The following is a 13,595-nucleotide window of genomic DNA, read 5'->3' on the forward strand; positions in this document are numbered from 1 at the left end:
TCAGTTCAGCCCCAGCTCGTCGTCCAGCAGCGCGAACATGTCGTCGTCCGACGCCTCCTCGATGTCGACGTCCGCACCGGCGTCCACGGATCCCTCCGCGCTTCGCATGTCCGCCCACTTCGCCCTGAGGACCTCCAGCCGGCCGGCCACCAACTGGTGCTCCCCCGCGTCGTCGAGGGACAGCCCTGCGATCACCGCCTCCAGGTTGTCCAGCGCCGCCAGCACCGAGCCCGCACCCGACACCTCCCCGGTGCCGAGCCGGCCGCGCAGGTGCCCGACGACGTCGGCCGGCGTCGGGTAGTCGAACAGCAGGGTGGCCGGCAGCCGCAGTCCGGTGGCCGCGTTGAGCCGGTTGCGGAACTCCACCGCGGTCAGCGAGTCGAAGCCCAACTCCTGGAACTGCCGACCCGCACCGATCGCCGAACCGTCGGCGTGCCCGAGCACCACCGCGGCCTGACCGCGCACCAGCCTCAGCAGGACCTCCTCCTGCTCCGCCCCGCCGAGCCCGGTCAACTGCCGGGTGAGCGCATCGGCCGAGGGCGCCGCACCGGCCGCCGCGGTCCGCCGCGCGGGCGCCCGGACCAGTCCGCGCAGCAGCGCCGGAACATCGCCGAGCCCGCGGAGCGCGGCGAGGTCCAGCCGCACCGGCACCACCAGAGGCCGCTCACCGGCGGTCGCCGCGTCGTACAGCGCAAGGCCCTGCTCCGCCGAGATCGGCGGAATGCCGGAGCGCGCGAGGCGGTCGGCCTCGGCGTCCGACAAGGTCCCCGTCATGCCGCCGGCCCGGTCCCACGGACCCCACGCCAGCGACACACCCGGCAACCCGGCAGCGCGACGCTGCGCCATCAAGGCGTCCAGGAACGTGTTCGCCGCCGCGTAGTTGGCCTGGCCTGCGCCGCCGAGAACGCCGGCGAGGGAGGAGAAGACGACGAACGCGTCCAGGTCCAGGCCGCGGGTCGCCTCGTGCAGATGCCAGGCGACGTCGGCCTTGGGCCGCAGGACGGTGGCGAGCCGCTCCTCGGTGAGCGAGCCGATCACCCCGTCGTCCAACACACCGGCCGTGTGGACGACCGCCCTCAGCGGGTACTCGTCCGACACCCCGGCGACCAACGCCGCCACCGCATCGCCATCGGCCACATCACACGCCTGCACGGCCACCACGGCACCGAGCGCTTCGAGGTCGGCGACCAGCTTCTCCGCGCCCTCGGCCGCGAGACCGCGACGGCTGGCGAGCACCAGGCTCCGTACGCCCCGCTCGGCGACGAGGTGTCGGGCGAGCAACCCACCGAGGCCACCGGTACCACCGGTGATGAGCACCGTGCCGGGCCGCCGGGCCGGACCGTCCGGGACCGTGTTCCCGTCATTGGCCGAACCGCTGCCGGCGCTCTCGGAACGGGCGGTCTCCGGAAGGTCGGTCGCCAGACGGTCGGTGTCCGGAAGGTCGGTGTCCGGAAGGTCGGTCTCCGGCGCGGGGATTCGGGTCAGTCGGGCGGCCTGTACGGCCCCGCCGCGGAGCGCCAACTGCGGCTCGTCGGCGGTCGCGTGCAGGGCCGCGGCGAGCGCGGACGGCACGGTCACACCGGCCGGATCGCAGTCGAGGTCGAGGTCGAGGTCGAGGTCGAGAAGACCGAAGCAGCCCGGATTCTCCGACTGCGCCGACCGCACGAGACCCCAGACGGCCGAGGCCGCCAGGTCGGTGATGCCGCCGTCGTCCACGGACACCGCACCGCGCGTCACGAACACCAGCCGCGCCGCCGCGAACCGGTCGTCCGCCAGCCACTGCTGGATCTGCTCCAGCACCTGCGCGGTGATCTCCCGCACGGCGCGGAGCATGTCGGACGGCCTGCCGTCGGACGAGCTGTCGTCGGACGGCCTGTCGTCGGGTGTCCCGGCGTCGGGGTGTCCTTCTGCATGTACTTCTTCGTGTGCCTCCGCGTCTGCGTCCGCGTTCGTTGGTGCGCCCGTCGGCTGGGTGCCCATGACCGGGACGAGGACGAGGTCCGGTACCGGGTGCTCCGACGCGGCGAGTGCCGCGAGGTCGCCGCGCTCCTCGACCAGGGTCGAGGCGTCCGTGAGGCCGTCTGCGAGGCCGTAGGGGTCGGTTCCGATGATGGCTACCGATGGGTGGCCTGCGGCCGGGGCGGTCGGGACGGTCGGGACCGTGGTCCATTGGACGCCGAAGAGCGCGTCGCTCAGGTGGGTGTGGGATGCGTTGACCTCATCGGGGGTGAGGCGGCGAGTGCGAAGCGCATCGATGGAGATGACCGGCGCGCCGGTCGGATCCACCGCGGTCACCGACACCGCATGCTCACCCGCGGGAGCCAGCCGCACACGCAAGGCCGTCGCACCCGAGGCGAAGAGGGAAACACCCTCCCACGCGAACGGCAACGCAGGCCCACCACCGGCGGATTGACCTTCAAGGGAGGCGAGGAGCGAGGCATGGAGCGAGGCGTCCAGCAACGCCGGATGCAACCCAAAACCGGTCGCCGTGTCGATGGGGTGGGTGGCGTCTTCGGGCAGGGCGACCTCTGCGAAGAGTTCCTCACCGCGACGCCACACCGCACGCAACCCCTGGAACACCGGGCCATAACCAAACCCAGCATCCGCAAACAACTCGTAGCAACCCTCAACATCCACCGACACAGCACCCTGCGGCGGCCACACCCCGTCGCCCAACCCACCGACCCGGTCAGCCGCACCGGAAGACAACACACCAACAGCGTGCTGCGACCACACCGCCTGCCCCACACCATCAGGACACGAATACACCCCCACACCACGACGACCCGCAGCATCAGGAGCATCCACAGCAACCTGAACCCGCACCGCACCACGCTCAGGCAACACCAACGGCGCCGCCAACGTCAGCTCCTCAACACGACCACACCCCACCTCATCACCAGCACGCATCACCATCTCCAGCAACGCCGTACCAGGAACAAACACCCGCCCCATCACCGCATGATCAGCCAACCACCCATGCGACGACAACGACAGACGACCCGTCAACACCACCCCCACACCCGCAGCCAGCTCCACCGCAGCACCCAACAACGGATGCCCCGCAGACCCAAGCCCCACAGCACCCACATCACCACCAAAACCAACACCAACCCGACCCACCGGCCAAAACCACCCACGCTGGAACGCATACGTCGGCAACTCCACCCGCCGCGCACCCACACCAGCAAAGAAGTCCTGCCAGTCTTCGATCAGGCCACGGGTGTGGAGATGCGCTCGGGCCGTCATGGCCGTGGACTCCTCACCGCGGTCCTTGCGCAGGACAGGCACGGTGACGGCCTCGCCGGCGAGGGACTGCTGAGCCAGCGCGGACAGGATGCCGTCCGGGCCGAGTTCCAGGAAGGTCCCTACGCCCTCGGCTTCGAGGGTGGTGATGCCGTCGGCGAAGCGGACCGCCTCACGGACGTGGCGCACCCAGTACTCGGCCGAGCAGAGTTCCTCGACTGTGGCCAGCTGGCCCGTCAGGTTCGAGACGACGGGGAGGGTCGGGGCGGCGTAGGACAGGCCCTCCGCCACCGCGCGGAACTCCGCCAGCATCGGGTCCATCAACGGCGAGTGGAACGCATGCGACACGTGGAGTCGAGTCGTCCGGCGTCCCTGGTCGGCGAAGTGTTGTGCCATGGTCTGCGCGGCCTCTTCTGCGCCCGAGATGACCACGGAGGTCGGGCCGTTGACGGCCGCGATCGTTACGTCGTCGGTCAGGTGCGGGGTGACTTCGTCCTCCGTTGCCTGGACCGCGATCATCGCGCCGCCGGCCGGCAACGCCTGCATCAAGGAGGCACGGGCGGCCACCAGACGGCAGGCGTCTTCCAGCGTCAGCACCCCGGCGACGTGCGCCGCAGTGATTTCGCCGATGGAGTGGCCGGCCGCGAAGTCGGGGTGGACGCCCCAGCTCTCCACGAGCCGGAACAGCGCCACCTCGATGGCGAAGAGAGCGGGCTGCGTCCAACCCGTCTCGTTCAGCAGCTCCGCATCGTCACCCCACATCACCTCACGCAGACCGGCCTGGGCAGGCAAGACAGCGTCCAGATGGTCGACCACGGCATCGAGGGCCTCGGCGAAGACCGGGAAGCGACCGTACAACTCACGCCCCATACCGAGGCGTTGCGAACCCTGACCCGTGAACAGCACCGCCGAACCGCCGGTCGATACCGCGTCGGAGACGACGGCGGGATCGGCCGTACCGGAGGCCAGGGCCGCGAGGGCGGCCACGCTGTCCGCCGGGTCCTTCGCATCGTCGACCAGCACGATCGCGCGGTGGTCGAACTGCGAGCGTGTGACGGCCAGTGAGTGGCCGACGTCGATCGGGCGCGGTTCGGGCCGCTCCGCCAGGAAGTCACGGAGGCGTGCGGCCTGGGCGCGCAGGGCCTCGGGCGACTTGCCGGACAGCGCCCACGGCACCAAGGACGGCTCCACCGACGGCTTGATGGCGACCGGCTCCACGGTCTCTGCTGCTCCCGGTGCCAGGCGCTGCACAGCCGCCGACTGTTCCAGGATGACGTGGGCGTTGGTGCCGCTGATGCCGAAGGAGGAGACACCGGCGCGACGGGCCCGGCCGGTCTCCGGCCAGGCGGTCTGCTCGGTGAGCAGCTCGACGGCGCCGGCGCTCCAATCGACGTGCGAGGACGGCGCGTCGACATGCAGGGTCTGCGGCAGCACACCGTGCCGCATCGCCATCACCATCTTGATGACACCGGCGACGCCGGCCGCTGCCTGGGTGTGACCGATGTTGGACTTCAGGGAGCCGAGCCACAGGGGGTTCTCGGGGTCGCGGTCGCGCCCGTAGGTGGCCAGGAGCGCCTGGGCCTCGATCGGGTCACCGAGCGTGGTTCCGGTGCCATGTGCCTCGACGGCGTCCACGTCGGCCGTGGAGAGGCCGCCGCTGGCCAGTGCCTGGCGGATGACGCGCTGCTGGGACGGGCCGTTCGGCGCGGTCAGGCCGTTGGACGCACCGTCCTGGTTGACGGCGGAGCCGCGGATCACGGCGAGGATCTCGTGGCCGTTGCGCACGGCGTCCGACTGGCGCTCCAGGACGAGGATGCCGACGCCCTCGGACCAGCCGACGCCGTCCGCGGACTCGGCGAACGCCTTGGAACGACCGTCGGGCGCCAGACCCCGCTGCCGGGAGAACTCCACGAACGTGCTCGGCGTGGACATCACGGTCACACCGCCGGCGAGCGCGAGCGTGCACTCGCCGGCCCGAAGGGCCTGGGCTGCCAGGTGCAGGGCGACCAGGGAGGAGGAGCAGGCGGTGTCCACGGTGACGGCGGGGCCTTCGAAGCCGAGGGTGTAGGAGACGCGGCCCGAGGCCACGCTGCCCGCGCTCCCCTGGCCCTGGAAGCCCTCGAACTCCTTGCCGCCGAGGATGCTCCCGTAGTCGCTGTACATCACGCCGGCGAAGACACCGGTGGCGCTGCCGCGCAGGGTCAGCGGGTCGATGCCGGCCCGCTCGATCGCCTCCCAGGAGGATTCCAGGAGGAGCCGCTGTTGGGAGTCGGTCGCCAGTGCCTCACGCGGGCTCATTCCGAAGAACGCCGGGTCGAACTCGCCCGCCTCGTGCAGGAAACCACCGGAGCGGGTGTAGGAGGTACCGAGGTGTGCGGGGTCCGGGTCGTAGAGGTTGTCCAGGTCCCAGCCACGGTTGGTCGGGAAGTCGGTGATGGCGTCGGCGCCGGTGTCGACCAGGCGCCACAGGTCCTCGGGCGAGGTCACACCACCCGGGAAACGGCAGGCCATGCCCACCACCACGACGGGATCGTCGGCGGTCGGCGGCAGTGCCTGGACCGGCACCCGCGCCTCGTTCTCGACCGCGCCGAACAACTCGTCCCGCAGGTGCTCCGCGAGGGCATCGGTGTTCGGGTAGTCGAAGACCAGGGTTGCGGTCAGGCGCAGGCCGGTGGCCGTGCTCAGCCGGTTCCGCAGCTCGACGGCGGTCAGCGAGTCGAAGCCGAGGTCACGGAACTGTGCGGTGGTGTCCACGGACGCCGGATCGGCGTGCCCGAGGACGAGGGCTGCCTGAGTGCGGACCAGTTCGAGGAGTTCCTGGCGCCGCTCGTCGGCGGTGAGCCCGGACAGGCGGTTGACGAGTCCGGCCACGGTGGCGGAACCGCCGGCCGCCGTACGGCGGATGCGGGTCCGCACCAGTCCGCGCAGGATCGCGGGGACCTCGCCCTGCGCGGCCAGCGCCGCCAGGTCGAGCCGGACCGGTGCGACGAGGGCCGCGGCCGGGATGGCGATCGGGTCGCCGGTTCCAGATGTGCTGGCGGCGGCGCTGCCGGCTGCCTTGTCTGGCGTGCTGGTGCCGGCAAGGGCGAGTGCCGCGTCGAAGAGGGCGAGGCCCTGCTCGGCGGAGAGCGGCGGGATGCCGGAGCGGGCGAGGCGGTCGGCCTCGGCGTCCGACAGCATGCCGGTCATTCCGTCGGTCTGCTCCCACGGGCCCCAGGCCAACGAGAGTCCGGGCAGGCCCGCTGCCCGGCGCTGTGCCATCAGCGCGTCCAGGAAGGCGTTGCCCGCGGCGTAGTTGGCCTGGCCGGCGCCGCCGAAGACCCCCGCGACGGAGGAGAAGACGACGAACGCCTCCAGGTCCAGGCCACGGGTCGCCTCGTGCAGATGCCAGGCGGCGTCGGCCTTGGGCCGCAGGACGGTGGCGAGCCGCTCCTCGGTGAGCGAGCCGATCACCCCGTCGTCCAACACACCGGCCGTGTGGACGACCGCCCTCAGCGGGTACTCATCCGATACCCCGGCGACCAACGCCGCCACCGCATCGCCATCGGCCACGTCACACGCCTGCACGGCCACCACGGCACCGAGCGCCGTCAGCTCGGCGACCAACTCCGTGGATCCCGGGGCATCCGGGCCGCGCCGGCTGACGAGCAGGAGATTGCGGACGCCGTACCTGTCGACGAGGTGCCGTGCGAACCGCGCGCCGAGCCCGCCGGTGCCACCGGTGATCAGCACCGTGCCGTCAGCGTTCCACTCCGTGGGCGCGACCGCGTCGGCGGGCGGCGCCAGGCGGGTCAGCCTGGCGGCGTGCAGGTGCCCGTCGCGCAGGAGCAGTTGCGGTTCGTCGGAGGTGAGAGCCTCGCCGAGGACCGCGGCCGACGCCTCGGACCCGTCGATGTCGAGGAGGCCGAAGATGCCCGGGTTCTCGGTCTGGGCGGAGCGCACCAGGCCCTGGACGGCCGCCGCCGCGACATCCTGCCCGTCGGCCGCGCCGCGGGTCACGAAGACCAGGCGCCCGGCCGCCAGACGCTCGTCGGCCAACCATGCCTGGATCGTGCGCAGGGCCTCGGCGGTGAGGCGGTGTGCCGCCTCTACGGCCGCCGCGCCGGCTCCGACGGCGCCTTGGCCCGCCCCGGTGGCGTGGTGGTCGTTCAGGTGCTGGGCGGCTGCGTCCTCGATGGTCAGACCGATGAGTGTGACGTCAGGGACGGACACTTCGGACCCCGCCGCGATCAGCGCATCAACGCTCTCGTACACGGTCGTGGACGTGGACGTGGTCGTGGTCGTGGTCGTGGACGTGGTCGAGCCAGGAGAGGAACTGCTGAGCGCTTCGGCGAGCCCCAGTCGGTCGGTTCCGATGATGGCTACCGATGGGTGGCCTGCGGCCGGGGCGGTCGGGACGGTGGTCCATTGGATGCCGAAGAGCGCGTCGCTGAGGTGGGTGTGGGATGCGTTGACCTCATCGGGGGTGAGGCGCCGGGTACGGAGTGCGTCGATGGAGATGACCGGCGCGCCGGTCGGATCCACCGCGGTCACCGACACCGCATGCTCACCCGCGGGAGCCAGCCGCACACGCAAGGCCGTCGCACCCGAGGCGAAGAGGGAAACACCCTCCCACGCGAACGGCAACGCAGGCCCACCACCGGCGGATTGACCTTCAAGGGAGGCGAGAAGCGAGGCATGAAGCGAGGCGTCCAGCAACGCCGGGTGCAACCCAAAACCGGTCGCCGTATCGGCGCTCTGAGCAACCTCTTCCGACAGGGCGACCTCTGCGAAGAGTTCCTCACCGCGACGCCACACCGCACGCAACCCCTGGAACACCGGGCCATAACCAAACCCAGCATCCGCAAACAACTCGTAGCAACCCTCAGCATCCACCGACACAGCACCCTGCGGCGGCCACACCCCGTCGCCCAACCCACCGACCCGGTCAGCCGCACCGGAAGACAACACACCAACAGCGTGCTGCGACCACACCGCCTGACCCACACCATCAGGACACGAATACACCCCCACACCACGACGACCCGCAGCATCAGGAGCATCCACAGCAACCTGAACCCGCACCGCACCACGCTCAGACAACACCAACGGCGCCGCCAACGTCAGCTCCTCAACACGACCACACCCCACCTCATCACCAGCACGCATCACCATCTCCAGCAACGCCGTACCAGGAACAAACACCCGCCCCATCACCGCATGATCAGCCAACCACCCATGCGACGACAACGACAGACGACCCGTCAACACCACCCCCACACCCGCAGCCAACTCCACCGCAGCACCCAACAACGGATGCCCCGCAGACCCAAGCCCCACAGCACCCACATCACCACCAACACCAACCCGACCCACCGGCCAGAACCACCCACGCTGGAACGCATACGTCGGCAACTCCACCCGCCGCGCACCCACACCAGCAAAGAGCACGGGCCAGTCGACGCGCGCGCCGGCGATGTGCAACTGGGCCAGGGCGGCGAGCGCCGCCGGTTCTTCCGGCCGGTCCTTACGGAGCAGCGGTACCGCGAGGGAGGATTCGGTGAGCGAGGCTCCTGCCATGGCGGCGAGGACGCCGTCCGGGCCGAGTTCCAGGAAGGTCCGCACGCCCTCGGCTTCGAGGGCCGTCACACCGTCGGCGAAGCGGACCGCCTCACGGACGTGGCGCACCCAGTACTCGGCCGAGCAGAGGTCATCGGCCGACGCCAGCCCACCCGTCAGGTTCGAGACGACGGGGAGGGACGGGGCGGCGTAGGACAGGCCCTCCGCCACCGCACGGAACCCCGCCAGCATCGGATCCATCAACGGCGAGTGGAACGCATGCGAGACCCGCAGCGCGGTCGTGCGACGTCCCTGGTCGGCGAAGTGTTGCGCCACGGTCTGCGCGGCCTCTTCTGCGCCCGAGATGACCACGGAGGTCGGGCCGTTGACGGCCGCGATCGTTACGTCGTCGGTCAGGTGCGGGATGACTTCATCCTCGGTGGCCTGGACCGCGATCATCGCGCCGCCGGCGGGCAGCGCCTGCATCAACGAGGCACGAGCGGCCACCAGGCGGCAGGCGTCCTCCAGCGTCAGTACCCCGGCGACGTGCGCCGCCGCGATCTCACCGATGGAGTGGCCGGCCACGAAGTCCGGACGGACACCCCAGCTCTCCACCAGCCTGAACAGCGCCACCTCGACGGCGAACAGAGCCGGCTGCGTCCAACCCGTCTCGTTCAGCAACTCGGCATCGTCACCCCACATCACCTCACGCAGACCGGCCTCGGCAGGCAAGACAGCGTCCAGATGGTCGACCACGACATCGAGGGCCTCGGCGAAGACCGGGAAGCGCTCGTACAACTCACGCCCCATGCCCAGGCGTTGCGAGCCCTGGCCCGAGAACAGCACCGCATTGCGCCCCGTACCGACGCGGCCGATGGCAGCGGCAGCATCGGCCTCGTCGGCAGCAATCGCCGACAGTGCGCGGGCGGCATCGGCACGGTCGGCGGCGAGTACCACCGCACGGTGTTCAAAGGTCGAGCGGTCGGTGACCAGGGACATGCCCACGTCGACGAGGCGAAGCTCCGGGCGTTCCTCGATCGACGACAACAGCTTCGCCGCCTGGGCGCGCACGGCCTCCGGTGTCTTGCCGGAGAGCACCCACGGCACCGTGGACGGCTCCACGGTGTTCGTCTCCATCCCCGGACGCCGCGCGGCCTCCGGACGCTCCAGGATCACGTGCGCGTTGGTGCCGCTGATGCCGAAGGAGGAGACACCCGCCCGCCGCACCCGACCCGTCTCCGGCCAGGCAGCCTGCTCGCTCAGCAGCTCCACCGCACCCTCGGACCAGTCCACATGCGAGGAAGGCGCATCCACATGCAGCGTCCGCGGCACCACACCATGCCGCATCGCCAACACCATCTTGATCACACCCGCCACACCCGCAGCAGCCTGCGTATGCCCCAGGTTCGACTTCACCGAACCCAACAACAACGGCCGCCCGGGCTCACGATCCCGCCCATACGTAGCGATCAGCGCCTGCGCCTCGATCGGGTCACCCAACGTCGTCCCGGTGCCGTGCGCCTCCACCACATCCACATCAGCCGTGGACAGGCCGCCGCTGGCCAGCGCCTGACGGATCACGCGCTGCTGGGACGGACCGTTCGGCGCGGTCAGGCCGTTGGACGCACCGTCCTGGTTGACCGCCGAACCGCGCACCACGGCCAAAATCTCATGACCGTTGCGCACCGCATCCGACTGACGCTCCAACACCAACACACCCACGCCCTCGGACCAGCCCACACCATCGGCCGCATCCGCGAACGCCTTGCACCGACCGTCCGGCGACAGACCCCGCTGCCGAGCAAAGTCCACAAACACCGCAGGCGTCGACATCACCGTCACACCACCGGCCAACGCCAACCCACACTCACCACTGCGCAACGCCTGCATCGCCCAGTGCATCGCCACCAACGACGACGAACACGCCGTATCCACCGTCACCGCAGGGCCTTCCAACCCCAACGTGTAGGCCACCCGACCCGACGCCAAACTCGGCGAACTACCACTGCCCTGGAAACCCTCGAACTCCGGACCGGCCAACATCGCGCTGTAATCGCTGTACATCACCCCCGCGAACACACCCGTCCGACTGCCCCGCAAACTCACCGGATCAATACCGGCCCGCTCAATCGCCTCCCACGACGACTCCAACAACAACCGCTGCTGGGAGTCGGTCGCCAACGCCTCCCGCGGACTCATCCCGAAGAACCCCGGATCGAACTCCCCCGCCTCATGCAGGAACCCACCCGAGCGGGTGTAAGAGGTACCGAGATGGTCAGGGTCCGGGTGGTAGAGGGACTCGACGTCCCAACCACGGTTGGTCGGGAACGGGGACACCGCGTCGGTGCCGTCCCTGACGAGCCTCCACAGGTCGTCCGGAGACGTGACCCCGCCGGGGTAGCGGCAGGCCATGCCCACGATGACGATCGGGTCGTCCGCCACCGCCACCGCGGCCCGCTGCACGGTCGCCACCTCGACATCCGCGCCCAACAACTCGTCCAAGACGTAGGAGACCAGCACCTCGACGGTCGGATAGTCGAACACCATGGTCGCGGGGAGCCGCAGGCCGGTGACGGTGTTGAGGCGGTTGCGCAGTTCCACCGAGGTGAGGGAGTCGAAGCCCAACTCCCGGAAGGCACGTGCCGGGTGGACGTCGTTGGCGTCGGCGTGGCCGAGGACCAGGGCCACCTGGCCGCGCACGAGGTCCAGGAGGACTTCCTGTCGCTCGACCGGGTTCAGGCCGACGAGCCGTTCCCGCAGCCCGGTGGCGGTTGCCGATTCCGCGGCGGCGGCGCGGCGCGAGCGGCCTCGGATCAGGGACCGCAGCAGCGGCGGTACCTCACCCTGGGCGCGCAGTGCCGACAGGTCCAGGCGCACCGGGACACAGGTGGCGTCACCGGTCGCCAAGGCCGCGTCGAACAGTGCCAGTCCTTGCTCCGCGGTCAGCGGTGGCACTCCCGAACGGGTCAGGCGATCGGACTCGGCGTCCGCGAGCATGCCCGATGTGCCACCGGCCAGCGACCACGGTCCCCAGGCCAGTGACAGGCCGGGCAGACCCTCCGCCCGGCGCTGCATCATCAGCGCGTCCAGGAAGGCGTTCGCCGCCGCGTAGTTGGCCTGGCCGGGGCTGCCGAAGACACCGGCGAGGGAGGAGAAGACGACGAACGCCTCCAGGTCCAGGCCGCGGGTCGCCTCGTGCAGATGCCAGGCAGCATCCACCTTCGGCCGCAGGACCGCGGACAACCGCTCCCCGGTCAACGCACCCACCATGCCGTCATCCAGCACACCCGCCGCATGAACCACCGCAGACACACCATGCCCGGCAACCAACTCCACCACCGCGGCACGATCGGTCACATCACACGCAACCACCCGCACCCGCGCACCCACACCCGCAAGATCCGCCACCAACTCCCCAGCACCCACCGCACGTTCACCACTGCGACTGACCAACAGCAGATCCCGCACCCCGTACTCGGCCACCAGATGACGCGCCAACACCGCACCCAGACCACCCGTACCACCCGTGACCAGAACCGCACCCTCACCCGAGAACGACACACCAGAGCCGTCATCAGTGCCCTCACCCCCCTCGGTGAGCGGCCGCCGCACCAGACGCGCGACCCGCAACACATCACCGTGCACCGCAAGCTGCGGCTCATCACCGGCCAACGCGGCGACGAGCACCGCCGCACCCACCGCACCATCCGGATCCAGATCGACCAGACCGAAACAACCCGGGTTCTCCGACTGCGCCGAACGCACCAGACCCCACACCGCAGCACCAGCCACATCACGCCCGACCGTCGCACCACGGGTCACGAAGACGAACTTCGTGTCCGCGAAGTGCTGCTCCTTCAGGCGAGTCTGTACGAGGGCCAGGGCTCGGCGGGTGAGATCGTGCACGGCCGCCGGGACGGAGTCCGCGTCTGCGGTGCCGGCCTGGTCGGAGGCGACGAGCGGCAGCGCGATCAGCGCGGGCGCGGGTTCATCGGTCGACAGGGTGGTGCGGACGTCGACGTCGGCGCCCGCCGCGCGCAGGGCCGCGGTGAGCTCGGAGGTGAGCTCGACGGTTTCCGCACCGACGACCGTGACCGCCGGGGTCACGGCCACCGTGCCGTCCGGCTGGGGCGCCGGCTCCGGGGCCAGGGCCGGGGCCGGGGCCCAGTCCAGGCGGAACAGCGCGTCGCGGGCGAGGGTCGCCGTGGTGCTCAGGGCCTTCGCCGAGACGGTACGCATGGCCAGGGCCTGTACGGACGCGACCGGTGCACCGGTGGTGTCGGCGATGGCCAGGCTCAGCGTGCCGTCGGTGTCGCGGCCGAGTCGGACGCGGACCGAGGAGGCACCGGAAGCGGCCAGGGAGACGCCGTGCCACGAGAACGGCACGCTGCCCGTCCGGGTGGGCTCCCCGTCCGGGGCGACGAGCCAGGCTGCGTGCAGTCCGGCGTCGAGCAGCGCCGGATGCAGCCCGTACGCCTCGGCTTCGGTACGGCCGGCCTCCGGCAGAGCGACTTCGGCGAACACCTCGCCGTCGCGCCGCCAGGCCGCTCGCAGGCCCTGGAAAGCGGGCCCGTAGCCGAATCCTTCGCCGGCCCGGGACGCGTAGAAGTCCGCCAGGTCAACGGGTTCGGCGTGCGCCGGCGGCCACACGGTGGCGTCGAACGGCACGGTTGCCGTCGCCGGCAGTCCGGTGACGAGGACGCCGGTGGCGTGTTGGGTCCACGGGGTGTCGGTGTCGGTTTGGGGGTCACTGTCGGTGTTCGTGGCGCGTGCCGGACGCGAGTGGATGGTGACGGTGCGGCGGCCGGTGT

General features: G+C 70.6%; 1 protein-coding gene (only partly in view). It reads right to left on the minus strand.

Annotated features, from left to right (window positions below; all coding sequences use genetic code 11):
- Positions 1–13,595, minus strand: the end of a protein-coding gene (locus tag MOV08_RS03250; RefSeq protein ID WP_476718405.1) for an SDR family NAD(P)-dependent oxidoreductase. Its footprint extends 19,813 nt past the window's final position; the window shows 13,595 of its 33,408 coding nt (coding positions 19,814–33,408); its start codon lies beyond the right edge, outside the window; its stop codon occupies positions 1–3.

The organism is Streptomyces yunnanensis (assembly GCF_029011865.1).
GTDB lineage: Bacteria > Actinomycetota > Actinomycetes > Streptomycetales > Streptomycetaceae > Streptomyces > Streptomyces yunnanensis.